This window comes from Arthrobacter sp. THG-b23 (assembly GCF_059091265.1).
The window spans coordinates 37210-63712 of record NZ_JBNHGM010000003.1 but is presented as its reverse complement, the minus strand read 5'-3'; the positions used below and the strand labels follow the sequence as shown (position 1 = coordinate 63712).

The following is a 26503-nucleotide window of genomic DNA, read 5'->3' as shown; positions in this document are numbered from 1 at the left end:
GAGCAGGACATGACCGAAACATTCGACGCCGTCGACATCATCCGGACCAAGCGGGACAGGGGAACGCTCAGCCCGGAGCAGATCGCCTGGACCATCGACGCCTACACCCGCGGGGCCATCGCCGACGAGCAAATGTCCGCGCTGAACATGGCCATCCTGCTCAACGGCATGGACCGGGAGGAGATTGCGCACTGGACGACGGCGATGATTGCCTCCGGTGAGCGGATGGACTTCTCCTCGCTCGGCAAGGCGACCGCGGACAAGCACTCCACCGGCGGCGTGGGGGACAAGATCACCCTCCCGCTGGCCCCGCTGGTGGCCGTCTTCGGTGTGGCGGTGCCGCAGCTGTCCGGCCGCGGCCTGGGCCACACCGGCGGCACCCTGGACAAGCTCGAGTCGATCCCGGGCTGGCGGGCCCTGCTCAGCAATGACGAGATGATGAGCCAGCTGGCCGACGTCGGCGCCGTCATCTGCGCGGCCGGGGCAGGTTTGGCTCCTGCGGACAAGAAGCTCTACGCGCTGCGCGATGTAACCGGCACAGTGGAGGCGATCCCGCTGATTGCCTCCTCTATCATGAGCAAGAAGATTGCCGAAGGCACCGGCTCGCTGGTGCTGGACGTGAAGGTCGGCAGCGGGGCCTTCATGAAGGACGAGCGCAACGCCCGGGAACTGGCCGAAACCATGGTGGCCTTGGGCCAGGATGCGGGCGTGAACACGGTGGCGCTGCTGACCGATATGAGCACACCGCTCGGGCTGACCGCCGGTAACGCCATCGAGGTCGAAGAATCGGTGGAGGTACTGGCCGGCGGCGGCCCCGAGGATGTCGTGGAGCTGACGGTGAAGCTGGCCGAGGAGATGCTGCAGGCGGCCGGCGTGAGGGACGCCGACCCTGCGGCCGCGCTGCGGGACGGCCGCGCCATGGACGTCTGGAAATCCATGATCCGCGCCCAGGGCGGGGATCCCGACGCCAACCTGCCGGTGGCCAGGGAATCGGAAGTCGTCTACGCCGAGGCCGACGGCGTGTTGATGCAGCTGGACGCCCTGGCTGTCGGCGTCGCCGCATGGCGGCTGGGAGCCGGACGAGCCCGCAAGGAAGACGCCGTGCAGGCCGGGGCCGGCGTGCGGATGCACGCCAAGCCCGGGGCGGTGGTCCGCGCAGGCGAGCCGCTGATGACGCTGTTGACCGATACCCCCGAAAGGTTCGACCGCGCCAGGGAGGCGCTGCGCGACGCCGTCGTCATTGCGCCGGAGGGGAGCCGGCCGGCCCGGCAGCTGATCATCGACCGGGTGGCCTGACGCACGGAAGACCCCAGCTGTAAACAACTGGGGCAGCACGGATATATATCCACCGGATCAACCTCTTCCCGCCGTTCCTCCGGCCCCGCTACGATGATGTGGTGCGGCCGGAGCGGGGGGAGGCCCCGGCGCACCGCGGGGTCTGCGGTGTCGACCGATGGGGGCCCGGTCAGGGATCTACCCGATAGCGGCACAAAACGCGGCATGGCATCGTTGGACTAGATATCCAGCGGACAGGAACACTTCGTGCAGACTTTCATGGACGCGCTCAGCGTCTTCATCATCGACGCGGCAGCGCAATGGTGGATTTACCCACTGCTCCTGGCTCTCTGCCTGATCGACGGGATCTTCCCGCCGGTGCCCAGTGAATCGGTGGTCGTGGCCTTGGCAGCCATCGCGGTATCCGCAGGAGCTCCGAATGTCTGGCTGGTGGCCGCAGTCGCCGCCGCGGGCGCGATAGCGGGGGACAACATCGCGTATTTGATCGGGCGCCGCATCGGTGCAGACCGTTTCCGCTGGATGCAGCGCCCCCGGGTTGCCGCCGCCTTCGCCTGGGCCCGCCGGGAACTGGACCGGCGCGGCGCCCTGCTGATCCTGAGCGCACGCTACATTCCAGTAGGCCGCGTGGCCGTCAACATGACCGCCGGCGCAACCGGATACAACCACCGCAAGTTCGTCCTGTTTTCCGTGGTCGCCGGAATCTCCTGGTCCTTGTACTCGGTAGGCATCGGGGCACTGGCCGGGCGCTGGTTCCATGACAACACCCTCCTGGCCGCGGGACTGGCGATCGTGCTGGCGCTGCTGCTGGGCCTGGCGCTGGACCACGGCATGAAACTGGCCAATCGGCGCCGTGCGGCGCGGCTGCGCGCCGCCGCCCCGGCCGCATACGGCGTTGCGGAGCCGGCCACCGAAGCCGGGCCGACGGCGGCAGGCGACGGCGGCGCGGCAGCCGCCGAGAGCCCGGATGGGGCAGTGGCTGCACGCCGCGATCCCGCCGACCAGCTGCCGCCAACCGGTTCGCGGACGGTCCGCTTCGAACCGTACGTCCCCCTGACCGTGTCCTCCCGCAACCATTCAACGGCGGGCCTCGACGACTGACCCAGGCGACGGCATCCGCGCCGGCCGTCCGGGTGCTCGCGTAAGGTGGTGCCTGTGACTGAGCCTGAATACTCCGAAGACACCGCAGCCGACCTGGACATCGACATCCGCAGCCTGCCGAAGGTTTCGCTGCACGACCACCTGGACGGCGGACTGCGTCCCGCCACGATCATCGAACTGGCCGCGGCCGAGGGCCACGAGCTGCCCTCCACTGACCCGGTGGCGCTCGGGGAATGGTTCCGGGAGTCGGCGGATTCCGGCTCGCTGGTGCGCTACCTGGAAACCTTTGACCACACCGTCGCCGTGATGCAGACCACGGAAGGCCTGTTCCGCGTGGCCCAGGAATTCGTGGAGGACCTGGCCGACGACGGCGTGGTCTACGGCGAGGTCCGGTGGGCGCCGGAACAGCACCTGTCCAAGGGCCTGACCTTGGACGAGGCGGTGGAAGCCGTCCAGGCAGGCCTCGAAGCCGGCGTGGCCGCCGTGGAAGCCAGTGGCCGCCCCATCCAGGTGGGCCAGCTGATCACCGCAATGCGGCATGCCGACCGCTCGCAGGAGATCGCTGAACTCGCCGTCCGCCACCGTGACCGGGGCGTCGTCGGATTCGACATTGCCGGAGCCGAGGACGGCTTCCCGCCCTCACGCTTCAAGGACGCCTTCACCTACCTGGCCGAACAGCAGTTCCCGGTCACTGTCCACGCCGGCGAGGCAGCCGGAGTGGACAGCATCGTGGATGCGCTGGTCAGCGGCCGTGCGCTGCGGCTGGGCCACGGCGTGCGGATCGCCGAGGACATCCAGGTGGACTTCGGCCCCGACGGCGAGGACGGCGACGAGGTTGGCATGGTCACCCTGGGCCGGGTCGCCTCGTGGGTCCGCGACCGCGGCATCCCGCTCGAGTGCAGCCCCTCATCCAACCTGCAGACCGGTGCGATCGCCGTCTTCGGCGAAGGCATCCACTCACACCCGTTCGACCTGCTCTACCAGACCGGGTTCAAGGTCACGATCAACACCGACAACCGCCTGATGAGCGGCGTGACGCTCTCCGACGAATACGAGTTGCTGGTGGAGACCTTCGACTACGACCTCGATGACCTGCTGGAGATCACGCTCAACGCCGCCGAAGCCGCCTTCCTGCCGCTGGAAGAGCGTGAGGCGCTCATCGAGTTCATCGGCGAGGCCTTTAACAGCCAGCCGGGCTGACGTCGCCATGCCCCACGCCGGACAATCCTTCGAACCGGGGCCGCTCCCGGACGCCGCAACGGCGCAGCCCGGGCGAGGCCGGGCCGTTGCCAGGCTGCTGGAAGTCGTGGCACAACTGCGCGAGCACTGCTTGTGGACGGCCGCGCTGACCCACGAGTCGCTGGTCGAGTACTTGGTGGAGGAAGCCCACGAACTGGCCGAAGCCGTCGAAACCGGCCACACCGGCCGGGCCGATGTGGAAGAGCTCAAGGGCGAACTGGCCGATGTGCTCTACCAGGTGGTGCTGCATGCCCGTTTGCAGGAAGAACGGGGACACTTCGATTTCGACGCCGTGGCCGCCGAACTGACAGCCAAGCTCATCCGGCGGAACCGGCATGTCTTCCGGCCGGACGGATCGCTGCAGGAGAAGTTTCCGGACACCATCGCAGAGATCGTGGCCGGTTACGACGCGGTCAAGGCGGCGGAGAAACCGGAGCGGACCACGCCGTTCGACGGCCTGCCGCACTCGCTGCCGGCTCTGACGTTGGCGGCGAAATCCCTGGACCGCGCCCGCCGGGCCGGCAGCCCGTCGGCGGCCGTCCTAAACCAGGACGGCGCGGCCGGGCGGACTTCGGCCGAGGGTGCAGCCCGGGCGGAGTGCGACGTCGGCGAGGAACTGTTCGCCGTCGTTCGCCGCGCAGTTGAGGCCGGAGTGGATCCCGAGCAGGCGCTGCGGACCGCCGTCCGCAGATTCCAGCAGCGCGTAACGGAAGAAAACCGCAGCGGGTGATCTCGATTAGTCTTAAGCCGGACCTTGCAGCCGGCTCCGGCCTCGCCTGCAGACATTCCATCTTTTCGTTCCAACGAACAGGAGCTACTCCATGGCGCTGATCGATGCCATCCACGCGCGCGAAATCCTTGATTCCCGCGGCAACCCCACCGTTGAAGTTGAGGTGCTGCTGTCTGACGGCTCGATGGGCCGTGCCGCGGTTCCGTCCGGGGCCTCCACCGGGGCGTTCGAGGCGGTGGAACGCCGCGACGGCGAGAAGGACCGCTACCTGGGCAAGGGCGTCGGCCAGGCCGTGGCCGCCGTGGTGGACACCATCCAGCCGGCGCTGGCGGGCCTCGACGCCACCGACCAGCGGCTGATCGACCAGACCATGCTGGACCTGGACGGCACCTCCAACAAGTCCGACCTCGGCGCCAACGCCATCCTCGGCGTTTCGCTGGCCGTGGCCTCGGCCGCCGCCGAATCCGCCAACCTTCCGCTGTACAAGTACCTGGGCGGCCCGAACGCCCACGTGCTGCCGGTCCCGCTGATGAATATCCTCAACGGCGGCTCGCACGCCGATTCCGACGTGGACATCCAGGAGTTCATGGTGGTGCCGCTGGGCGCCGCCACGTTCTCCGAGGGGCTGCGCTGGGGCGTGGAGGTCTACCACAGCCTCAAGGGCGTGCTGAAGGAGAAGGGCCTTTCCACCGGCCTGGGCGATGAGGGCGGCTTCGCCCCGAACCTGCCCAGCAACCGGGCGGCGCTGGATTTGATCACCGAGGCGATCACCCGTGCCGGCTACACCCCGGGCAAGGACATTGCCTTGGCCCTGGACGTGGCGTCCTCCGAGTTCTACCAGGACGGCGCCTACCTGTTCGAAGGCAAGTCCCTGACGGCGGCGGAGATGAGCGCCTACTACGCCCAGCTGGTGGCCGACTTCCCGCTGGTCTCCATCGAGGATCCGCTGGACGAATCCGACTGGGAGGGCTGGGCCGCCCTGACGGCCGAGTTGGGCGACAAGGTGCAGCTGGTGGGCGACGACCTGTTCGTCACCAACCCCGAGCGGCTGCAGCAAGGCATCGATGCCAAGACCGCCAACTCCCTGTTGGTCAAGGTCAACCAGATCGGTTCGCTGACCGAAACCCTGGAGGCCGTGGCCCTGGCCCAGCGCAACGGCTACACCACGATCACCTCGCACCGCTCCGGCGAAACCGAGGACACCACCATCGCCGACATCGCCGTGGCCACCAACGCCGGCCAGATCAAGACCGGCGCCCCGGCGCGTTCGGAGCGCGTGGCCAAGTACAACCAGCTGCTGCGCATCGAAGAGGAGCTCGACGACGCGGCCCGCTACGCCGGTCGCGGCGCCTTCCCGCGTTTCACGGCGTAGTTCGGCCCGACCCTCGGTAATGTCTTAAGCGGGGCCCGGCGGCACAGCCGATGCCGGGCCCCGCACGACTTCCACGGTGAGGAGCCTGAATGTCCACCCGACGCCCCAACATGCCGCGGGCCCGCCGCCCGTCCGGCAGTGGGCCTGCTTCGGGCGGCGTGGACGGGAAGGACACCGACGCTCGGGAACCGGAGAGCGGACAGGTGATTCGCGCCGACTTCGGCCGGACGCCGTCCGGCCCGGCTTCCCAGCCGGATGCCCGTACCCGCCGCGCGCCGGACGCAGGCCACGCGCGAAAGCCGAAGCCGCCGGCGAAACCCAAGCCCTCGCCGTCGGAAGTCCGCGCGGCGGAACGCCGCCAGCTGTCCGAGGCCATCAGGCAGCCTGCCGCACCGGCCGCGGACCCAAAGCCCCGGCCACCGGCCAGGGAAACCCCGGCCGACGTCGTGCCGGTCCCGGCCAAAGCGTTCTCCGGCCGCCTGCTGGCGCTGGCCGTGGTGCTGGTATCCATCACCGTACTGCTGGCCCCGTCGGTGCGCATTTTCATTGAACAGCGGGCGGAACTCTCCGCGCTGCAGGCGGACATCGCCGCCAAGAAAGACTCCAACGAACAGCTGACCAAGGAACTGGCCCGCTGGGACGATCCTGCCTACATCAAGCAGCAGGCCCGGGATCGCATATTCTATGTAATGCCGGGGGAGAAGCGGTACATGGTCACCGGCGCGGAAGGACTGCGCGAGTCCAACAAACATGCCTCCGCCACCGCACCCGAGGACCTGCCGTGGGTCGACGCCCTGTGGAACTCGGTGACCCGCGCGGCAACAGACCCGCCCGCAGCGGACTGACCTCCCGGCAGAGCCTGCCGGATTACCCGGCCCTGCCCCACGGGCCGCAGCACCAGGAAAGGACTGAGCCGTGAACGACGCTCAGCGCACCCCCACACCCGACGATCTCGACACCCTGAGCCGCCAGCTCGGCAGGCCGGTGCGCGATGTCGTGGAAATCGGTGCACGGTGTGTGTGCGGAAACCCGCTGGTCGCCACGACGGCGCCGCGGCTCGGGAACGGAATACCCTTCCCGACCACGTACTACCTGACCCACCCGGTCATCACGTCCGCGGTATCCCGGCTGGAAGCGGCAGGGGTCATGACGGAGATGACCGAACGGCTGGAGGGGGATCCGGAATTGGCCGCGGCCTACCGCCGCGCCCACGATGAGTACGTGGCGGCCCGCGACGAGGTCGGCCGCCGGGCCGGTATCGGCGACGTGCCCGAGATCGCGGGAGTCTCCGCCGGCGGAATGCCCACGCGGGTCAAATGCCTGCACGTCCTGGTGGGTCATTCGCTGGCCGCGGGTCCGGGCGTGAATCCGCTGGGCGACGAAGCGCTTGAGCGGATTGCGGAATGGTGGACCGCGGACCGCTGCTACTGCTCCGGTGCCTGGGATGTTGACGGCACCGCTCCGGCCCGGGACCTGAGCCGCCATACCCGGACCCAGGGGCTGACGGCCGAAGAGCTGGCCGCGAAGAAGGCCCGACGCGCCGGCGGCAAGGATGCCGCGGACGACGACGGCGCCGGAACAGCCAGCGGTTCCGCGTCCGGCCATGCCGGCGGAGGGAAGTCCTAATGGCGCGCGTCGGAGCCATCGACTGCGGGACCAACTCGATCCGCCTGCTGATTGCCGATGTCGGGGACGGCGGGCTCACCGACGTGGTCCGCGAGATGAAGGTCGTGCGGCTCGGGCAGGGCGTCGACGCTACCGGGGCGCTGGCGCCGGAAGCGTTGGACCGGACCTTCGCGGCGGCGGAGGAATATGCCGGCCAGCTGCGCAGCCAGGGTGCCGAGACCCTGCGGTTTGTCGCCACCTCAGCCACCCGCGACGCCGCCAACCGCCAGGTCTTCGTCGACGGCATCCGCGAGCGCCTCGGGGTGGAACCGGAAGTGATCAGCGGCCGGGAAGAGGCCGAGCTGTCCTTCACCGGGGCGGCCAGCGTCCTGGCGCCGGAAGCGGGGGAGAAAGTACTGGTGGTGGACCTGGGCGGTGGCAGCACGGAGTTCGTGCTGGGAACCTCCGAAGGGGTGCTGGCCGCGCTCAGCACCGACATGGGCTGCGTCCGGTTTACCGAGCGGCACCTGCTCTCGGACCCGCCAACCGCCGCGGAGATTGCCCACGCCGTGGCGGACGCCGAGGAACATCTGGCACGGGTGCTCGCCGAGGTGCCGCTGGCCGACGTCGACCGGCTGGTCGGAGTCGCGGGTTCCGTCACCACCGTCACCGCCCACGCTTTGCAACTGGCCCGGTATCGTCCGGAAGTCATCCACGGGGCGCACCTGGACGGTGCCCGGTTGGATTCAGCCTGCACCTCCCTCCTGGAGATGACGCGGCAACAGCGGGCTGCCTTGCCGTACATGCATCCGGGACGGGTGGATGTCATTGGCGCCGGCGCCCTCATCTGGCGGACCGTTTCCCGGCGGTTGGCCGCACTGACCGGTGGCCGCGTGGACGGCGCGACCGCCAGCGAACACGATATTCTTGACGGAATCGCCCTGAGTGCGGCCACCCGGCTGCCGCACTGAGCTTCCCGGGTTCGGGGACCAGACCGCTTTGCCAACCGAAGGGACATCCATGCGCCAGCGCGACAGTGAACGGCCGGCCAGACGCGCGGCCGCGTCGAGGGCCTTCTCGCTGGGTTCGGCGATTGCGGTACTCGCCTCGCTGGTGCTCGCCGGCCCGGTCCAGGCAGACGACACCCGCGGCAAGGAATACTGGCTGGACGCCTACGGGATCCGGGCCGCCTGGGACGAGTCGCAGGGCGAAGGCGTCAAGGTAGCAGTGATCGACAGCGGCGTAGACGCAACGCACCCCGACCTCAAGGGGGCCGTGGTCGGCGGTACGGACGTCTCCGGCTCCGGGGACCCCGACGGCCAGCGCGGCATCGGGCAAACACCGGAGCACGGCACTCTGGTTGCCACCCTGCTGGCCGGACGCGGGCATGCCCCCGAAAAGGACAAGAAGGACGACAAAAAGAAAAACGACAAAGAGTCCAAGTCCAAGTCAAAGCACAAGGACGAGGGGATTGGCGCCGGCACGGACGGCGTGATCGGGGTGGCGCCGAAGGCACAGATCCTCACGGCCTCAACGTGGCTCGGGACACCCAACCCCTCGGGCATCGGCGTCGACGAGCAGATCCCCGCGGCCGTCCGCTGGGCCGTGGACAATGGCGCACAAGTCATCAACATGTCGCTGACCAGCTCCAGCACCTCCTGGCCGGAGAGCTGGGACGCGGCGTTCCTCTACGCCGAACAGCATGACGTGGTGGTCGTGGCCGCCGCCGGCAACCGCGCCGGCGGCACCGAACAGTCCGGCGCCCCGGCCACCATCCCCGGCGTGCTGACCGTGGCCGGATTGAACCGCGATGGCGAGGCGAGCCAGGAGGCCTCGGCCCAGAGCATCGTCATCGGTGTTGCGGCCCCGGCCGAGAACCTCGTCGGCGGACTGCCCGGCGGCCTCTATGCCGACTGGTCCGGCACGTCGGGAGCCACGCCGCTGGTCTCGGGCGTGGCCGCGTTGATCCGCTCCAAGTACCCGGACATGAGCGCGGCCCAGGTCATCAACCGCATCATCAGCACGGCCAAGGAAGCCGGTGTTCCGGGCCATGATCCGATCTACGGCTACGGCGTACTCGACGCCGAGGCTGCACTGAACGCCGACGTGCCGGAGGTCGCCGCCAACCCGCTCGGCTCCATCGCGCAATGGATTACGGTGCACCGCCGCGGTGAAGTCGCCGCGCCCCAGTCAGAGGCTCCGGTGCAGTCCAAGGCCGAGGCGCCGGATATTCCGGAACCGACTACGCCCGTGGCGGTTCCCCCACGCAGCGAAAACTCCGTGTTGCCGGCCATCCTCGTGTTTTCGTTCGGCGGGCTGATCGCCGCCGTCCTGGTGCTGGGCGCGGTCCAGACCATGCGGGCGCGCAAGGCGGTGCAGCAGGGCACGGCCGCGGTCGAGGAAGCGGACACGGACTTCATGCCGCCGATTCGGGAAGAGATCCGGAAGCCCGCCAAGCGCTGATTTCGCGGGGTCTGGGCGGCCATCACGGGCGCCGTCCACTTCGTGAAAATTTTCACAAAAGCGGCTATACTGGGGGCATGGCACTCACTCCTGCTCTGTCCGATCGTCCGCGCGTCCTGGTGGTCGGCGGCGGTTACGTTGGTCTTTACGTCGCGCTGAAGCTCCAGAAGAAGGTTAAGGGGCACGGCGGCATCGTTACCCTGGTGGATCCGCTGCCCTACATGACGTACCAGCCGTTCCTGCCCGAGGTGGCTTCCGGCAGCATCGAAGCCCGCCATGCCGTGGTCAACCACCGGCAGCACCTGCAGGACACCGAACTCATCACCGGCAAGGTGACTTCGATCGATCATGCGGCGAAGAAGGCCGTGGTTACTCCCGCTGTCGGCGACGCCTTCGAGCTGGACTACCGCGACGTCGTCGTTGCCGCCGGTGCCGTGACCCGCACCTTCCCGATCCCCGGGCTGGCCGAGGCAGGGATCGGTTTGAAGACCATTGAAGAAGCCGTGGAATTGCGCAACAAGGTGCTTGAGCGGATCGAAACCGGTTCGTTGCTCCCCGAGGGGCCGGAGCGGACGCGCGCGCTGACCTTCGTCGGCGTCGGCGGAGGCTTCGCCGGCATCGAGGCCATGACCGAAATCGAGGACCTGGCCCGCTCCGCCGTCAAGAAGAACGGGCGGCTGCGCCAGGAAGAGCTGCGCTTCGTGCTGGTCGAGGCGATGGGCCGGATCATGCCCGAGGTCACCGAAGACCAGGCCAAGTGGGTCGTGGAGCACATGCGCTCGCGCGGCATCGAGGTCATGCTCAACACCTCGCTCGCCAAGGCAGAGGGCGGCGTGCTGGAGCTGATCAACATGCCGGACAAGACTCCCGCCGAAACCTTCGAGGCCGATACGCTCCTGTGGACCGCCGGCGTGCAGGCGAACCCGGTGGCCCGCAACTTCGGCTTCCCGCAGGACGAGCGCGGCCGGATCAAGGCCAACGCAACGCTCCAGATCGTCGACGAGAACGGCCCGATCGAGGGTGCCTGGACCGCCGGCGACGTCGCCGCCGTGCCGGACCTGACCGGCGGCGGCGTGGGTGGCTTCTGCGTCCCCAACGCCCAGCACGCCATCCGTCAGGCGAAGCGTCTTGCCAAGAACATCTACGCCGCCCGCTGGGGCGTGGGCACCGTCACCGAGTACAAGCACAAGAACCTCGGCGCCGTCGCCGGCTTCGGCATCAATAAGGGCGTTGCCAAGATTATGGGCATCAAGCTCAAGGGCTGGCCGGCATGGATGGCCCACCGCGGCTACCACGGACTGGCCATGCCGACGGTGGAGCGCAAGATCCGCGTGATCTCGAACTGGTTCTGGACAATTTTCCTGGGCCGCGACACCACGCGCCTTGCCGACCTGCAGACCCCGTACCGCCAGTTCCGCGAGGCGGCTGCCCCCAAGCCTCGGCCGCAGGCTGCCGACGCTCCCAAACCGGCAGGGGATGCCAAGGGCACCGGGGCGGACAAGGAACTCGCCTCCACCGGCCGCTAGGCGCAACTCAGCAGCAGGCCCGGGTACCGCATCGGCGGTGCCCGGGCCTTACTGCATTCCAGGGGAAATTCCTCTGGAGATGCCCCGGGAAGATTTACCTGGAGGGGCCGCCTAGAATGCTGCGGTGAGGATCAGGACAGAACAACGGGAAGACCGGCCCGCAGTCCTCCGGTTGGTGGCACGCGCCTTCGCTACCGACGACGGCGGTGAGCCGGTGGAAGCCCGACTGCTGGCTGAGCTGTACGACTGCGACGGCTTCCTGCCCGAGTTTTCGCTCGTCGCGGAGGAAGAGGGCGCCGTCGTCGGCCATGTCATCAGCACCCGCGGCTGGATTGGCGACGAGCCCGCGCTGGGACTGGGGCCCATCGCCGTGGACCCGGACCGTCAGCGTTCGGGTATCGGGGCTGCCCTGCTGGACGAAACACGGCGTCGCGCCGAGGACGCCGGGGAGAGCGTGATCCTGCTGCTGGGGAGCACCGGCTACTATCCGCGGTTTGGTTATCGGCCGGCCGGCGAAGTCGGCATCGGTGCCCCGGATCCAAGCTGGGGCGCCAACTTCATGGCCCTTCCACTGGCCGGCCGCCCGCTGCCCGCCGGTGTTTTCCGCTACGCCGAACCCTTCGGGCGGCTGTGAACCGGCGCAGGCCCATCAAGTACCCTAGATAGGTGCAGGAGTGTCCAGCCCCCGTAGTCCAATGGCAGAGACAACCGACTTAAAATCGGTCCAGTGTGGGTTCGAGTCCCACCGGGGGTACGGATGGAATGTGACGAGCGTTACAAGGATGTAACCCAAAACGCTTATTTTCACCAACAAATTGGACTAGTTTTCTCTGTAATCAGGAATACCTGGTGATCGCATCAAAGGTTCGCGGACCTTTCGATCGAGGAGAAAACATACATGACTGCAACACGCAACGCAGTGCTTTTCGGCACCGGCGGCAATTCCGCACGCGCGGGACGGGTGGCCGCGCTCGGATTGGGGATCGCTTTGTTTGCCTCGGCGTGCGGCGGGGGGACGACCACGCCCTCGGAGACCGGCGGGGGAGCAGGGACCTCGGCACCGGCGGGCGCATCCGGTTTGGTGTGTCCCGAAGCAGGAGAGGGCGGGGGCCCCACTGCAGGCGCGACGGGCGACCCGTCCGCTGTTCCGGAGACCAAGGGCTCCACCGACACCCCGCTGAAGATCGGCACGCTGCTGCCGGCCACCGGCTCGCTGGCCTTTTTGGGCCCGCCGGAAGTTGCAGGCGTCAAGCTGGCCGTTGACCGGATCAACGAGGCCGGCGGTGTACTGGGCAAAGACGTGGAAACCATCCAGCGCGACTCCGGTGATACCACCACCGACATCGCGACCCAGTCCGTGACCGAACTGCTGAGCGAGGACGTCAGCGCCATCGTGGGAGCAGCGTCCTCGGGCGTATCCAAGACCGTGATCAACCAGATCACCGGCGCAGGGGTGGTGCAGATCTCCCCGGCGAACACATCGCCCGATTTCACCACCTGGGATGACAACAACCTGTACTGGCGCACCGCCCCTTCGGACGTGCTCCAGGGCCGCACGCTGGGCAGCTACATGGTGTCCTGTGGTGCCCAGACGCTGGGCATGATCGTGTTGAATGACGCCTACGGCACCGGCCTGGCGGACAACGTCAAGCAGGCTTTTGAAGGCGCCGGCGGCCAGGTTGTGGCCACCGAAATGTTCAACGAGGGCGACTCCCAGTTCAGCTCGCAGGTGGACGCCGTCGTCAACGCCAAGCCCGACGCCATCGCGCTGATCACCTTTGACCAGATCAAGTCGATCGCGCCGCTGCTGCTGTCCAAGGGTGTCACCCCCGACCAGATGTTCCTGGTGGACGGCAACACCTCGGACCTGAGCGCGGACCTCGACCCGGGCGCCATGGTGGGTGCCCAGGGCACGATCCCCGGAACGTTCGCCAAGGAAGATTTCCAGGCGGCGTTGGCGGAAATGGACGACAACCTCAATTCCTACTCCTACGCAGGTGAGTCCTACGACGCGGTGAACCTGGTGGCCTTGGCAGCCGAAGCCGCCGGAAGCACCAAGGGCGAGGACATCGCCAAGGAAATGCAGGGCGTGTCAGCGGACGGTGAGAAGTGCTTCGACTTCGCCGGCTGTGTCACCCTGCTGCGCAACGGTGAGGATATCGATTACGACGGCATCTCCGGCCCGATCTCGTTCGACGAGAACGGTGACCCGACCGAGGCCTACATCGGCATCTACGAGTACGACGACACCAACGTACCCCAGCCGAAGCGCGAGGAGTTCGGCCAGCTGTAAGGCCGCTCCAGCACCACTGGTAAACACAGCAGAGGGTCCCGGCCGCCGGCCGGGACCCTCTGTCGTGCTCCAGAGCGGGCTACCGGTGAATGGGGGTGGGGTGGGAGGCATGACAGGGCCGCCTGGCATTGAACCGGGCCCAACGGCCGCACGCGGCGGGAAATACCTGCCTGTGGGAGTGCTTCAACGACGACGGCGCCCGCCCCGGAGGACGAGCGCCGCCGTCGAGGTGGCTGGCTGCGGTGGACTCAGGCGGTGTCCGCGAGGGTGCCCAGGTAGAGCTGGATGACCTTCGGATCCTTCAGCAACTCGCGGCCGGTACCGGTGTAGGCGTCCTTGCCCTGGTCGAGGACGTAACCGCGGTCGCAGATCTGCAGGCAGCGGCGCGCGTTCTGCTCCACCATGATGACCGAGACACCGGCCCGGTTGATTTCGTGCACCCGCAGGAACGTCTCGTCCTGTTTGACCGGCGAGAGGCCGGCCGAAGGCTCGTCCAAGAGCAGCACCGCCGGATCCATCATCAGGGCCCGTCCCATTGCCACCATCTGGCGTTCACCTCCGGAGAGCGAACCGGCCCGCTGCGCGCGCCGCTTGGCCAGGTCCGGGAAGATGCCCGCCACGAAATCGAAGCGCTTCCTGAAGTCCTTGGGCCGCTGGAACATGCCCATTTCCATGTTTTCTTCGATGGTCAGCGTCGAGAAGACGTTGTTATTCTGGGGAACGAACCCGATGCCGCGGCTGACGAGCTTGTTCGCCTTCAGTCCGGTCAGGTCCTGGCCGCGGACCACCACGGTGCCGGAATGGACCTTGACCAGGCCGAACATCGCCTTGAGCAGGGTCGATTTGCCGGCACCGTTGGGGCCGATGATGCCAATCAGTTCGCCCTGGCGGGCTTCGATGCTGCAGCCGTTAAGGATATTGACGCCGGGCAGGTAGCCGGCCACCAAGTCCGTCACGGTGACCACCGGTTCCCCCGGTGCCACGGCTGCCGGGGTCGATTCTATGCGGCGCGCATTCATGGCTGGTTCTTCCTTCTCGGGCTTCGGTGGGTGTCGTCGGCTTCGTCTGCGCTGGAATCACGCTCGCTGATGTGGCGGCCCAGAACGCCCTCGCTGGCCGTTCCCACTACCGACTCCGCGTCCTGCGCCAACTCTTCTTCCAGCGCCTCGACGCCTTCGGCGTCGCCCAGGTCGACGTCGTGATGGGCGCCCAGATAGGCGTCGATCACTGCCTGATCCTTCATGACGATGGCCGGCGGACCTTCTGCCACGATCCTCCCTTCGGCCATGACGACCACCCAGTCGGCGATGTGGCGGACCATTTGCATGTCGTGTTCGACGAACAACACGGTCATGCCCTCGGCCTTCAGGTTTTTGACGTGCTCCAGCAGCGACTGCGTCAGCGCGGGGTTGACGCCGGCCATCGGCTCATCGAGCATGACCAGCTTGGGCCGGACCATCAAGGCGCGCGCCATTTCCAGCAGTTTGCGCTGGCCGCCGGAGAGCGATGCCGCGTAGTCGTCCCGTTTAGAGTCCAGTTTGAATTTGGTCAGCAGGACGTCGGCCTGCTCGGTGATTTCCCGTTCCTTGGGCCCCCAGATGTTCTTGAAGAGGGCTTTGAACAGGTTCTCGCCGGACTGGCCGGTGGCACCCAAGCGCATGTTCTCCATGACGGAGAGCTTTCCCATGACCTTGGTCAGCTGGAACGTCCGCACCATGCCCATGCGCGCCACCTTGTAGGACGGCACGCCGGCGAGCGAATGCCCCTCGAAGGACCACTCGCCGCTCTGGGGGACGTCGAAGCCGGTAAGCAAATTGAACAGCGTGGTCTTGCCCGCCCCGTTGGGCCCGATCAGCGCGGTGATTTGGTGCCGTGGGATCTCGAGATATTCCACGTCCACGGCGTTGACGCCGCCGAACTGCCGGGTGACGTTTTTGGCGACGAGGATGGGATCCCGTTTCCGGCAGCCCGGGCCCGGCTCGTCGGCGGCAATGGGGCGGGTGTCCGTCATGTAATCGTTGTCCGGCTGGTCCGCCTGATCCGGGGCAGCTGTGGCGGACCCGGTCGTGGCGCGGTCTTGTTCGCTCATGTGAATGCCAGTTCTTTCTTATTGCCCAGCACGCCTTGGGGCCTGAAGATCATCAGCAGCATCAAGGCGATGCCAACCAGGATGTAGCGGAGCTGCCCGGCCTGTGTGGTTGTCAGGAAGGTGATGTAGTCCGCCTCGATGGCACCGTAGAGCAGTCCCTGGGTCAGCGAGAGGACTACCCAGAAGATCATGGCGCCGATAACAGGGCCGAGGACGGTGGCCATGCCGCCCAGCAGCACGCAGGTCCAGAGGAAGAACGTCAGCTCCGTCTGGTAGTTGGCCGGTTGCACCGCTCCGCGGGGGAGGGTGAAGACCATGCCGGCCATGGTTCCGAACAGGCCGCCGATGATGAGGGCCTGCATCTTGTACGAGTACACATTCTTGCCCACGGACCGCACCGCGTTCTCGTCCTCGCGAATGCCTTTCAAAATCCGGCCCCACGGGCTGCGCATCAGCAGGAACACCAGCAGGCAGCAGATTATCACCAGGCCCCAGCCGACCACGCGGATCCAGAGGCCGCGCTCATTCAGGCTCACCAGGCCGAAATTGTAGACGCCCTGCGGGAACGGGTTCAGGGCGAAGAACCCGCCTTCGAAGGCAGCCAAGCCGTTGGCCGAACCGGTGATGTCCGTCAGGTCGTTGGTGGTGACCACGTACCGGATGATCTCCGCGGCAGCGATCGTGACGATGGCCAGATAATCCGCCCGGAGGCGCAGTGTGGGGATGCCCAGCAGCAGCGCAAAGATCACCGAGCCGATCAGGGCTATCAAGACGCCGACAAAGAACGGCACGCCCCACTCCAGCGTGGGAATGGCGAAGCCGTAGGCGCCGATAGCCATGAAACCGGCTTGGCCAAAGTTCAGCAGGCCGGAATAGCCGAAGTGGACGGCCAGGCCGAGTGCAGCCAGGGCGTAGGCGGCCGTAGTCGGGCTGATGATTTCGCCCAGTGCGTTCGTGAATATGTTCAGGAAATCCATGGTGTTGCCTCCTAACCCACGCGCTCTCGACGGCCCAGGATGCCCTGTGGCCGGAACAGCAGGACGACGATCATGATCAGCAGGGCCCCGACGTACTTCAGGTCTGCTTCCAGCCAGAGCGTCGACAGTTCGACGAACAGGCCGACGATGACCGAACCGACCAGGGCGCCGAACACGGTGCCTAGGCCGCCGAGGATGACGCCGGCAAAGACGAGCAGCAGGATCTGCTGCCCCATGTTGAAGGTGACGCCGGGGCGGTAATAGGCCCAGAGGATGCCGCCCAGCGCGGCCAGCACCCCGCCGACCGTCCAGACGATGCGGATCACGCCGTCAACGTCGATGCCGGACGCTGCCGCCAGCGCGGGATTATCGGCGACGGCCCTGGTCGCCTTGCCCAGCCGGGTCTTCAGCAGCAGCATGGCAATCAGGATGATCACGATCAGGCTGACAACCAGGGAGAGCAGCGTATTGCGGCTGATCGAAATGTTGCCCAGTTCCAGAATGGGGCTTCTTGCCTGCGGCAGCTGCTGCGTGGCGCCGCCGAAGTTGAACTGGATGACATAGCGGGCAGCCAAGGCCAGGCCGATGCTGATGATCATCATGGGGATCAGCCCGGTACCCCGATAACGCAACGGCTTCCACAGCCAGGCGTCCTGGGCCCAGCCGAACGCACCACCCAGGGCAATGGCCAACAGCATCGCCAGCCACACCGGAAGGCCGAGAAGCGCGAAGCCGAACATCAGCACCGCGCCGGCGGTGACCATCTCGCCGTGGGCGAAGTTGGTCAGGCCGGTCGTGCCGTAGATGAGGGACAACCCCACCGAGGCCAGGGCCAGCAGCAGGCCGAAACTCAGGCCCGCAATGAGACGCTCTACGAAGATCTCGCCGAAACCGGCGCCTTGGAGCACAATGCCTTCCCCCAGCGGGAAGATGGCCGCGGCGTTGGACGTGTTGGTGAAGGTGACTTCCCGCGGATTGGGCGTGCCTTCGGCCAGCTCCACTCCCTCCGGGAAGGTGGAGACGTCCACTTCGACTTGATAGGTTCCCCGGACCGGAACACCGATCGACCAAGACCCGTTTTCGCCGGTGATTGCTTCGCCGCTGAATCCTTCGCCCGTGGCCGTGATCCGCACTCCCACGACGGGGCCGTCGGCATTGCGCAGGACGCCGCTGATCGTGTCGCGGAACGGCTCCGCCGGCGCGGTCGTCGTCGTACCAGGGGTCGGCTCAGGTGAGGTGGTCGAAGCCAGTGAGGGGGGAGCGGACAAGAGGATCCCCGTGATGATCGCCAGTAAGGCGAGTAGTGTCCCCAATGGCCGAACAAGCTTCGGCATCGCGATCAAGATATGAACCTCCACAGTGGGGGGTGTGTCCGCCGGATCACCGGCAGGCGCTGACAGCGTCTGTGACGGAAATCACCGACGTGTCGTTTATGTTACCTGCGTCACGGGTGGCGGGAGGGCGCGTTCTGTCGCGATCAGGTAACAACTGTGAAGCCGTTGTTTAGCGGGGGTGAAACGTATCGGCTTTAGGGAGCAGCCGGGCTACCGGATGCCGGCCGAGCCGAGGCGAACGCCAGGGGCGTTTCCCGCGGGAAAACGACAGGAAGCGGCGGGGAACTACAGGTAGAGCCCCGTGCCGCTGTCCGCTTCCTCGGGCTGGGAGACGGCGTGGACGTCGCGCTCGCGGAGGAGTGTGTAGTCGGCGGCGTTGACTTCGACTTCCGCCCGGTCTTCGGGGTCGAAGAGCACCCGGTCGCCGACCGCCACCTGGCGCACGTGCGGGCCCGCGGCGACTACCTCGGCCCACGCCAGGCGCTTGCCCATGACGGCGGTGGCAGGAATGACGATTCCCGAGGACGAACGGCGCTCGCTGCTGTCCTGGTCCGGGGCCACGAGGATGCGGTCATGGAGCATCCGCAGGGGCAGTTTGGCCCGGGCGGAGGAGCGGGGCGGGTTGGAAGGACTGCGGGAAGTCACTGGAGCATTCTACCCGGGGCAGGCGCAACGGGCCGCCGGGAGGTCGGCGGCGGGGCCCCGATGAGGGTTCATCGGCCCGTCATGGAATTTTCTGCCGTGTCGTTCGTTGGGATTGGTAGTCTAAGCATTAGCTCGCCCCCTGACGATGGAGGACAACAAGATGGCAATCGGAGGAAATCCGGTTTTCAACAACCCGAAGGCGTTCCGCGGTTCGCCCGCGGGACCTGCCGGAGCCGGCTCTGCCGTGCTGGCCGGCCAGACCCAGCTTTCCAGCCAGCAGTTGCAGGATCTGTACAACCAGCCGTCGGCGGGCCCTGCCCAGACCGGCCGGATGACCTATGACGACGTCATCCTCAAGACCCTGGCGTGCCTGTCCCTGGTGGTCGTGGGCGGTGCCATCGGCTGGATGTTCCCGATCCTGCTGATTCCGGGCATGATCGCCGGCCTGGTCCTCGGCCTGGTCAACGCCTTCAAGCGGGAACCGTCCAAGGGCCTCATCCTGGCCTACGCCGCCGCCGAAGGCCTGTTCGTCGGCGCCCTGTCCATGGTCATCGATGCGATGTACCCCGGCGTGGCCCCGCAGGCCGTGCTGGGCACCGTGTGCGTCTTCGCCGTCACGCTGGCCCTGTTCAAGAGCGGCAAGGTCCGCGCCACGCCCAAGGCCATGCGCTTCTTCATGATCGCGCTGATCGGCTACGCGCTCTTCTCGCTGGTGAACCTGGGCCTGATGTGGTTCGGCGTGCTGGACAACCAGTGGGGCATGCGCGGCGTCCCGATCACCATCATGGGCATCGACATCCCGCTGGGCGTGATCATCGGCCTGCTGGCCATCGGCCTGGCCGCGTTCTCCCTGATCGTCGACTTCACCTCGATCGAACAGGGCGTCAAGCAGGGCGTGGACCGCAAGTACTCGTGGACGGCCGCCTTCGGCCTGACCGTTACGCTGGTCTGGCTCTACGTGGAGATTTTGCGCCTGCTCGCCATCCTCCGCGGCGACGAGTAATCAGCCGTATTTCTACCCACCGACCCCGGCCCGGCGCCGGGGTCGGCTCCTTTAAGCAGCGGCCCGGTACGGTGGATGCATGACGGGCAAGCGCAGCCGGGCAGCGACCGGCGAGCAGTATGAACTGCGGCGCGCCGGATCGAGGGCCGTGATCACCGAACTGGCGGGCTGCCTCCGGCTCTTCGAAAAACAGGGCGTGCAGCTGACCGAGACGTTCGACGATGACCGGATCCCGCCCTCGGCCTCGGGCATCCTGCTGGCGCCCTGGCCCAATCGGGTGGACGGAGGACGCTGGGAGCTCGACGGCGCCGTCCAGCAACTGGACATCACGGAACCGGGCCGCGGCCATGCCATCCACGGGCTGCTGCGAAATACCGGCTACCGGCTGATCGACCGCAGCGGGTCCGCGGTGGTGTTGCAGGCGGAGATCTTCCCGCAGCACGGCTACCCCTTCCGGCTCAGCCATGTCGCCGAGTACTCCCTGGACCAGGCCGGCGACCTGACGGTCCGGCAGGAACTGCTGAACCTGTCCGCAACGGCGGCCCCGGTCGCGCTGGGCGCGCATCCCTTCATCCGGCTGGGAGACGAACCCGCCGACCGGCTGACCCTGACCGTGCCGGCGGCGCGGTTCTTTCCGGCGGACCGGCACACCAAGATTCCGACGGCGGATGCCCCGGTCAACGACCAGACCGACCTGCGCAGTGGAGCCTTGGTGGCGGACCTCGACATCGACCGCGGCTATGCCGGACTGTCTGCCGGATCCGGCGGGCGCGTGGTGACCACACTCGCCTCGGAGGGCGGTTCGGTGGTCGGGCTGTGGCAGGAAGAACCGTTCCGCTACGTCCATGTCTTTGTGACCACAAAATATCCGGGCCGCGACCGCGCCGTAGCGGTGGAACCCATGACGGCGCCCGCCAACAGCCTCAATACCGGCCTGGGGCTTCGATGGCTGGAACCCGGTGCATCGTTCGGCGGAAGCTGGGGCATTACGGCGCAGCTTCACTGAACGCACGACTGGGTCACAATATGAAACTATTGGGTGTATGAACCGGTCCTTCCCCGAAAACCGTCCGCTGCCGGCCGGACGCTTGGCCGGAGCCGACGGTCAACACCACGTCCGCGAGGACGTGCCCTATGCGCTGCGGATCAGCGCGGCCTGGGCGTGGCGGGTGGGCCTGATCCTGGTCGTCGGCGGACTGCTGGTCTGGCTGCTCAGTTTCGTCTCGCTGCTGATCATCCCGCTGATGGTCGCGGCGTTGATTGCCGCCTTGATTTCCCCCGTTGTCCGGTTCCTGCTCAAGGCCAAGGTTCCCAAGAGCCTGGCGGTGGTCATCACCATCCTGGGCTTCCTGGGGCTGATTGGCGGGGCTCTCTCCCTGGTCGGCCGGCAGCTCTACATCGGCTTCAGCGAGTTGTGGGACCAGGTGCTGCAAGGCATCGGCCAGGTTCAGGGCTGGTTGACCAACGGACCGCTCCGCCTGACCAACGAACAACTCAACGACTACCTGAACGAAGGCCTGGACCAGCTTCAGAACAACAGCAGCGCGATTTTCTCCAGCGCCCTCAGCGTCGGGTCCACCGCCGGACACCTGGTCACCGGCCTGCTGCTGACCATCTTCGCCCTGATTTTCTTCCTGTACGACGGTGACCGGATCTGGCGTTTCATGGTCGGGCTGCTGCCCAAGAAGGCGCGGGCGGCAGGCAATGGCGCCGGCCGCAAGGGATGGACCTCCATGGTCCACTACATCCGGGTCCAGATGTTCGTCGCCTTCGTTGACGCCGTCGGCATCGGCGCCGGCGCGGCCATCATCGGCGTGCCGCTGGCACTGCCGCTCGGCGTCCTGGTATTCCTTGGTTCCTTTGTCCCGATCGTTGGCGCCCTGCTCACCGGGTTCGTCGCCGTCCTCTTGGCCCTGGTGGCCAACGGCTGGGTCAATGCGCTGATCATGCTCGCCATCGTGCTGGGTGTGCAGCAGTTAGAGGGCCACGTGCTCCAGCCGCTGATCATGGGCAAGGCAGTCTCGTTGCACCCGTTGGCCGTCGTGCTGGCCGTCGCCGGCGGCTCCATGGTCGCGGGCATCGCCGGTGCGCTCTTCGCCGTCCCCTTGCTCGCGATACTCAATGCGTTCGTGAAGTACATTGCCGCCCGCGGATGGGAAACGGACCCCGCCTTGGGCGCGCCGCCACCGGTGGAAGAGCCATACCGGGCGCCGGAACCGGCGTTGGCTTCGCCGGGTCCTGGAAATCCGCCCGAACCCTCAGACCGGGGACCTTCCCGCCGACGCCGCGTCCTGCTGCAGAGAAAAGAGACCGACAAGTGACAGTCACCGCCCAGCTTCCCGTCACGCTCGACGACATCCAGGCCGCCCGGATAACCCTTGACGGCATCATCGCCAAGACGCCGATCGAACAATCCCGCGCACTGGGGCGGATGGTCGGCTCCGACGTGTTCTTCAAATGCGAGAACCTGCAGCGGGCCGGGTCGTTCAAAGTCCGCGGGGCGTACGTGCGGATGGCCGGGCTGTCCGATGAGGAGAAGGCACGCGGCGTCGTGGCTGCCTCCGCCGGAAACCACGCGCAGGGCGTGGCGGTGGCTGCGGCCCGCCTGGGCATCAAGGCCCGTATCTTCATGCCGCTCGGCGTCGCCTTGCCGAAGCTCGCGGCCACCCGTGGCCATGGCGCCGAAGTGGTGTTGCACGGCCACAACGTGGACGAAGCCCTCGCCGAGGCCCAGCGCTATGCGGACGAAACCGGCGCGGTCTTCGTGCATCCCTTCGACAACCCGGACATCATCGCCGGCCAAGGCACCCTGGGGCTCGAGATCCTGGAGCAGGTCCCCAACGTCGAGACCATCGTCATGGGCGTCGGCGGCGGCGGCCTGCTGGCCGGGGTCGCCACGGCGGTCAAAGCCAGGGCCAAGGAGCTGGGCCGCGAGATCAAGGTGATCGGCGTGCAGGCGGAGAACGCGGCAGCATACCCTCCCTCCCTCGCCGCCGATGCGCTGGTGCCGCTGCAGAAGGTCTCCACCATGGCCGACGGTATCGCCGTCGGCCGCCCCGGTCAGCTGCCGTTCTCCATCATCAGGGAACTGGTCGACGACGTGGTCACGGTCAGCGAAGACGCCCTGGCCCGCGCCCTGATCTTCCTGGTTGAGCGGTCCAAGCTGGTGGTCGAACCGGCCGGCGCCGTCGGCGTCGCTGCGCTCATGGAAGGTGTCATCCCGGATCCGGGCACCACGGCGGTGATTCTCTCCGGCGGAAACATAGATCCTATGTTGATGCTGAAAGTGATCCAGCGGGGTCTGTATGCCTCCGGCCGGTTCATGTCCGTGCGGATCATGCTCGACGATCGTCCCGGTTCGCTGGCCACGATTTCGCGGATCATCGCCGAATCGGATGCCAATGTCACCCGCGTGGACCATACCCGCATCGGCGGGTCAATCAGCATGGGCGACGTTGCCATCACCATCGACATCGAGACAAAGGGCCACGAGCACTGCGAACTGGTGCTCGGCAGCCTCCGCGCCGCGGGCTTCCAGCCCGTCGTCGTCCACTGACCGTGGCGGCCGGAAGCCGTGGACTGCGCCCCGCCCCGGCGCTGGCCGGAGCCGGGGCATTCGCGGCACTGCTCTGGGTCGTCTTCCTCGTCAACATCCTTGCCGGCGGGTACTTCAGCCTGCTGCTGGGCATCGCCCCACGGCGGCTAGAGGGGCTCGACGGCGTGGTGTTCGCGCCGCTGCTACACGCCGATACCAGCCATCTGTTGAGCAACACTGTCCCGCTGCTGGTGCTCGCGTTCCTGACGCTGCTGGAAGGAATCCGGCGGTTTTCCGTGGTGCTCGCCTGCAGTTGGCTGGCCTCCGGGCTGGGCGTTTGGCTGACCGGTGCGGGCCTCACAATCGGCGCCTCGGGCCTGGTCTTCGGGCTGTTGGCCTACCTGTTGGTGCGCGGCTTCTACAATCACAGCTGGCGCCAGATCCTGCTGGCCGTGGTCATCTTTCTTTTCTACGGCTCGGTTTTGTGGGGCGTCCTGCCGACGGCGCTGCCCGGGATCTCCTGGCAGGCGCACCTTTTCGGGGCGGCCGGGGGAGTCGCCGCGGCGGTGCTGCTGCGCCGCCGCAGGCGGGGCCTGGGCTGAACCCGTTCCCCAGCGATCGGAAGCGCCCAACGCCTGCTGCCGCCTACGCGAAAGGGCGGGCTCCCGCAGGAGCCCGCCCTTTGTGATGGGGTGCGTGATCAGCCGGCGTAGGGCTTGGCCGAAATGATCTCCACGGTGATCTGCTTGCCGTTAGGCGCAGCGTAGGTGGTGGTTTCTCCCGCGCGCAAGCCGTGGATGGCCGCGCCGAGCGGGGACTTTTCGCTGTACACGTCCAGGTCGGAATCGCCGGCCACCTCGCGGCTGCCCAGCAGGAAGCGCTCGGTGTCGCCGGCGATCTTCGCTTCGATGACCATGCCCGGCTCTACGATTCCGTCGTCAGCGGGTGCTTCGCCCACGTGGGCGTTGCGCAGCAACTCGGTGAGCTGACGGATCCGTGCTTCGGCCTTGCCCTGTTCTTCCTTGGCGGCGTGGTATCCGCCGTTTTCCTTGAGATCCCCCTCGGAGCGGGCCTGTTCGATGCGGTCGACAATCTCTGCCCGGCCGGGGCCCGAAAGGTGATCCAGTTCAGCCTTCAGGCGGTCGTAGGCTTCCTGAGTGAGCCAGGCGACGGGTGCGCTGGAAGTGGACACGTAGTTCTCCTTAGTTGCTGCCGGTGCCGCTGGGCGCGGGCCGGCACGATGGCTCTTTGCACAAAAGGCCGCCAAGTTGGCGGCCACTCCATGCAAAGACCCCGCCATGAAGGTGAATCATTCGTTCTGGGAGTTCCCAGTTCACCGGAGGCGGGGCGGAATGTATTTGCTCAATTGTAGTCAGCCCCCGCCGGTTTTCCCAATAACACGGTGGCAAAAGATGCGCCGCACCCTGGAAAGCGAGACCGCGGGCGGCGCCCACCGGGGGCGTCAGCCGCTGGCGTCGGCGGCCCAGCAACTGTCCACGCCGCCGGAGACAGCCATGGATTCGGTCCTCAGCTGAACGCGGTGTGCCGTGGTTTCGGCCGTATCCCCCTCGGCGGCGGGCCCGATCGTGGCGACCTTCCAGCCGACGACGGCGTAGTTCTCGCTCAGGGCCTGTACGGCGCAGTGGACCGTCGCCTCGGGGTCCTTGGTGACTTGGAAGTCCACGGTGATGTGGCCGGCGTCGGCCACCGAAAAGCCAACGTCCTTGCTCTCAACCTGCGGCCCGTCCTGGCCCAGGGCGAAGAAACCGGCGCCGATAACTGCCACGCCCAGGGCCCCGCCGGCCAGTGCCAGCTTGCTGCGGCGGGACAGCGTCCGCCGCGGCGTGCCGTAACGTTCGGAAACCGTTAAGCTGGGGGGAGTCTGAGGAGTTCGGGGGCCGGAGGTGCTCACGCCCTCAAGTTTAGCTTCCCACCCACCCACGCAAGATTTTCCAGGAGCAGCCACGTGAGCTTCGATGCAGCCAAGCCGGCGCAGAGTGAGGGACTGCGCCTGCTGGCGGTCCACGCCCATCCGGACGACGAATCCAGCAAGGGCGCCGCGTCCATGGCGCGTTATGCCGCCGAAGGCGTCCAAGTGCTCGTCGCGACCTGCACCGGCGGTGAACGCGGCGACATCCTCAACGCGGAGGCCGCCTCCGATCCGCAGGCGCACCGGGACCTGGCCGGAATGCGGCGGGTGGAGATGGCCCGGGCTGCAGCGGAGCTGGGCGTACAGCATCGCTGGTTGGGGTTCGCGGATTCGGGCCTTCCGGAGGGGGATCCGCTGCCGCCGCTGCCGTTCGGCAGCTTCGCCACCCTGCCCCTGGAACGGGCGGCGGCTCCGCTGGTTAAGCTGGTCCGCGAGTTCCGTCCGCATGTGGTGATCAGCTACGACGAGAACGGCGGCTACCCGCACCCGGACCACATCATGGCCCACAAGGTGGCGGTGGAGGCGTACCACGCTGCCGGTGACTCGGAGCGCTACCCGGACGCGGGCAGTCCCTGGGAGCCGCTCAAGCTTTACTATGACCGTGCCTTCAACCCGGAACGGTTCCGCGCACTGCACTACGCCCTGGAGGAAGCCGGCCTGCAGTCGCCCTACGCCGCACGCCTCGCGGCATGGCTGGAGGCCGACGCCGAGGGGCACCAGCCGCCCATGCCCAACCACCGGACCACCACGCAGATCGACTGCGGCGACTTCTTCCGCCACCGCGACCGCGCGCTGCTGTCGCACCGCACCCAAGTGGAGCCCACCGGGTTCTTCTTCGCGGTCTCGGAGGAAATGCAGCGGACCGTCTGGCCGTGGGAGGATTTCTCGCTGATCCACGCCCGGGTGGAGACCAGCGTGCCCGAAACGGATTTTTTCGCGGGCATAAGATAGACCTTGCAGCCAACCCGCGCCGGAGCCGAAGTTTTCCGGGACGCAGCGAGAAAGAGATTGAAACTTGCCCCTGATCCAGATCCTTGCCGCCGTCGCCGCCGGTGCCGGCGAACCCACTCTCCGGCCCGGCCTGGACGCTGACCAGGTTTCGCCCGGGCCCTGGGGCTTCTTCTTCACCTTTGCCCTTGCGGCCGTGGTGGTTTTCCTGATCTGGGACATGTCCCGGCGCATCCGGCGGGTGCGCTACCGCTCCCAGGTGGAGGAGAGCGGAGGCCACGATGCGCGGGAGGCCGGCCCCGAAGCGTCCGGGCAGGCAGGCGGGGGCACGCGCGGGCACACGGACGGCGGCGGCACCGAAACGGGGAGCACGAACGAACACAGCGGCGGCTCGGGCCGCCCGGACCGCCGGGAGTGACC

General features: G+C 67.2%; 26 protein-coding genes and 1 tRNA gene. 20 read left to right on the top strand and 7 right to left on the bottom strand.

Going from position 1 to position 26503, the window contains the following annotated elements; all coding sequences use genetic code 11:
• Positions 1 to 9 precede the first annotated feature (9 nt).
• From AC5RVD_RS07130 to AC5RVD_RS07070, 13 genes are all read left to right on the top strand, one after another.
• A complete protein-coding gene (locus AC5RVD_RS07130) occupies positions 10 to 1296 on the top strand; it encodes a thymidine phosphorylase (RefSeq protein WP_494126500.1) in 1287 nt (428 codons plus the stop codon).
• A 246-nt stretch (positions 1297 to 1542) separates the two neighbouring features.
• Entirely contained in the window at positions 1543 to 2394 is an 852-nt protein-coding gene (locus AC5RVD_RS07125; RefSeq protein ID WP_494126499.1) for a DedA family protein, read from the top strand.
• 54 nt (positions 2395 to 2448) lie between these two features.
• Positions 2449 to 3594 (top strand): adenosine deaminase, encoded by a 1146-nt coding sequence (locus AC5RVD_RS07120; protein WP_494126498.1) that lies wholly within the window; start codon positions 2449 to 2451, stop codon positions 3592 to 3594.
• Positions 3595 to 3601: 7 nt separating this feature from the next.
• Complete coding sequence (locus AC5RVD_RS07115; RefSeq protein ID WP_494126497.1) at positions 3602 to 4363, top strand: MazG nucleotide pyrophosphohydrolase domain-containing protein; 762 nt, start codon at positions 3602 to 3604, stop codon at positions 4361 to 4363.
• Positions 4364 to 4454: 91 nt separating this feature from the next.
• On the top strand, positions 4455 to 5735 hold the full coding sequence (gene eno, locus AC5RVD_RS07110; protein WP_494126496.1) for a phosphopyruvate hydratase: 1281 nt from the start codon (positions 4455 to 4457) through the stop codon (positions 5733 to 5735).
• An 89-nt stretch (positions 5736 to 5824) separates the two neighbouring features.
• Positions 5825 to 6580: an FtsB family cell division protein gene (locus AC5RVD_RS07105; protein WP_494126495.1), complete on the top strand. Its 756-nt coding sequence runs from the start codon at positions 5825 to 5827 to the stop codon at positions 6578 to 6580.
• Between the two features lie 70 nt (positions 6581 to 6650).
• Positions 6651 to 7361 carry a DUF501 domain-containing protein gene (locus AC5RVD_RS07100; protein ID WP_494126494.1) on the top strand — a complete coding sequence of 237 codons (711 nt, stop codon included), beginning with the start codon at positions 6651 to 6653 and terminating at the stop codon, positions 7359 to 7361.
• Entirely contained in the window at positions 7361 to 8311 is a 951-nt protein-coding gene (locus AC5RVD_RS07095; protein ID WP_494126493.1) for a Ppx/GppA phosphatase family protein, read from the top strand. The genes AC5RVD_RS07100 and AC5RVD_RS07095 overlap by 1 nt, the downstream gene beginning before the upstream one ends.
• 49 nt (positions 8312 to 8360) lie before the next feature.
• Positions 8361 to 9803: a S8 family serine peptidase gene (locus AC5RVD_RS07090; RefSeq protein ID WP_494126492.1), complete on the top strand. Its 1443-nt coding sequence runs from the start codon at positions 8361 to 8363 to the stop codon at positions 9801 to 9803.
• 77 nt (positions 9804 to 9880) lie between these two features.
• Positions 9881 to 11329 (top strand): NAD(P)/FAD-dependent oxidoreductase, encoded by a 1449-nt coding sequence (locus tag AC5RVD_RS07085; protein ID WP_494113281.1) that lies wholly within the window; start codon positions 9881 to 9883, stop codon positions 11327 to 11329.
• A gap of 124 nt (positions 11330 to 11453) precedes the next feature.
• Complete coding sequence (locus tag AC5RVD_RS07080; RefSeq protein ID WP_494113280.1) at positions 11454 to 11963, top strand: GNAT family N-acetyltransferase; 510 nt, start codon at positions 11454 to 11456, stop codon at positions 11961 to 11963.
• A gap of 47 nt (positions 11964 to 12010) precedes the next feature.
• Positions 12011 to 12083 (top strand) — tRNA-Leu (locus AC5RVD_RS07075).
• A gap of 144 nt (positions 12084 to 12227) precedes the next feature.
• The gene (locus tag AC5RVD_RS07070; RefSeq protein WP_494113279.1) at positions 12228 to 13622 is read left to right on the top strand and encodes an ABC transporter substrate-binding protein; all 1395 of its coding nucleotides are present in this window, start codon (positions 12228 to 12230) and stop codon (positions 13620 to 13622) included.
• 248 nt (positions 13623 to 13870) lie between these two features.
• Here AC5RVD_RS07070 and AC5RVD_RS07065 read toward each other — a convergent pair whose 3' ends face one another.
• From AC5RVD_RS07065 to AC5RVD_RS07045, 5 genes are all read right to left on the bottom strand, one after another.
• Complete coding sequence (locus AC5RVD_RS07065) at positions 13871 to 14641, bottom strand: ABC transporter ATP-binding protein (protein ID WP_493987908.1); 771 nt, start codon at positions 14639 to 14641, stop codon at positions 13871 to 13873.
• Positions 14638 to 15633, bottom strand: coding sequence for an ABC transporter ATP-binding protein (locus AC5RVD_RS07060; RefSeq protein WP_494126736.1), 996 nt, complete (start codon positions 15631 to 15633; stop codon positions 14638 to 14640). The genes AC5RVD_RS07065 and AC5RVD_RS07060 overlap by 4 nt, the downstream gene beginning before the upstream one ends.
• Before the next feature lie 74 nt (positions 15634 to 15707).
• Positions 15708 to 16688, bottom strand: coding sequence for a branched-chain amino acid ABC transporter permease (locus AC5RVD_RS07055; RefSeq protein WP_494126491.1), 981 nt, complete (start codon positions 16686 to 16688; stop codon positions 15708 to 15710).
• 11 nt (positions 16689 to 16699) lie between these two features.
• Positions 16700 to 18022, bottom strand: coding sequence for a branched-chain amino acid ABC transporter permease (locus AC5RVD_RS07050; RefSeq protein WP_494113277.1), 1323 nt, complete (start codon positions 18020 to 18022; stop codon positions 16700 to 16702).
• 285 nt (positions 18023 to 18307) lie between these two features.
• The gene (locus AC5RVD_RS07045) at positions 18308 to 18604 is read right to left on the bottom strand and encodes a GroES family chaperonin (protein ID WP_493978707.1); all 297 of its coding nucleotides are present in this window, start codon (positions 18602 to 18604) and stop codon (positions 18308 to 18310) included.
• A 223-nt stretch (positions 18605 to 18827) separates the two neighbouring features.
• Here AC5RVD_RS07045 and AC5RVD_RS07040 point away from each other — a divergent pair, with 223 nt between their 5' ends.
• The 5 genes from AC5RVD_RS07040 (at position 18828) to AC5RVD_RS07020 (ending at position 23807) form a co-directional block, all read left to right on the top strand.
• On the top strand, positions 18828 to 19670 hold the full coding sequence (locus AC5RVD_RS07040) for a Bax inhibitor-1/YccA family protein (protein WP_494113276.1): 843 nt from the start codon (positions 18828 to 18830) through the stop codon (positions 19668 to 19670).
• 79 nt (positions 19671 to 19749) lie between these two features.
• On the top strand, positions 19750 to 20676 hold the full coding sequence (locus tag AC5RVD_RS07035) for an aldose 1-epimerase family protein (RefSeq protein WP_494113275.1): 927 nt from the start codon (positions 19750 to 19752) through the stop codon (positions 20674 to 20676).
• A 37-nt stretch (positions 20677 to 20713) separates the two neighbouring features.
• Positions 20714 to 21991 carry an AI-2E family transporter gene (locus AC5RVD_RS07030; RefSeq protein ID WP_494126490.1) on the top strand — a complete coding sequence of 426 codons (1278 nt, stop codon included), beginning with the start codon at positions 20714 to 20716 and terminating at the stop codon, positions 21989 to 21991.
• Complete coding sequence (gene ilvA / locus AC5RVD_RS07025; protein ID WP_494113273.1) at positions 21988 to 23226, top strand: threonine ammonia-lyase; 1239 nt, start codon at positions 21988 to 21990, stop codon at positions 23224 to 23226. Before AC5RVD_RS07030 ends, ilvA begins: the two co-directional genes overlap by 4 nt.
• Positions 23227 to 23228: 2 nt before the next feature.
• Positions 23229 to 23807, top strand: a complete 579-nt coding sequence (locus AC5RVD_RS07020; RefSeq protein ID WP_494113272.1) for a rhomboid family intramembrane serine protease — start codon at positions 23229 to 23231, stop codon at positions 23805 to 23807.
• Positions 23808 to 23905: 98 nt separating this feature from the next.
• Here AC5RVD_RS07020 and greA read toward each other — a convergent pair whose 3' ends face one another.
• Positions 23906 to 24397, bottom strand: coding sequence for a transcription elongation factor GreA (gene greA, locus AC5RVD_RS07015; RefSeq protein ID WP_494113271.1), 492 nt, complete (start codon positions 24395 to 24397; stop codon positions 23906 to 23908).
• A gap of 270 nt (positions 24398 to 24667) precedes the next feature.
• Positions 24668 to 25117, bottom strand: coding sequence for a DUF4307 domain-containing protein (locus AC5RVD_RS07010; protein WP_494113270.1), 450 nt, complete (start codon positions 25115 to 25117; stop codon positions 24668 to 24670).
• 54 nt (positions 25118 to 25171) lie between these two features.
• On the opposite strand from AC5RVD_RS07010, the gene mca reads away from it, so the two are divergent.
• On the top strand, positions 25172 to 26086 hold the full coding sequence (mca, locus tag AC5RVD_RS07005) for a mycothiol conjugate amidase Mca (protein ID WP_494126489.1): 915 nt from the start codon (positions 25172 to 25174) through the stop codon (positions 26084 to 26086).
• Positions 26087 to 26150: 64 nt separating this feature from the next.
• Positions 26151 to 26501, top strand: a complete 351-nt coding sequence (locus tag AC5RVD_RS07000; protein ID WP_494126488.1) for a hypothetical protein — start codon at positions 26151 to 26153, stop codon at positions 26499 to 26501.
• The last annotated feature ends 2 nt before the right edge of the window (positions 26502 to 26503 follow it).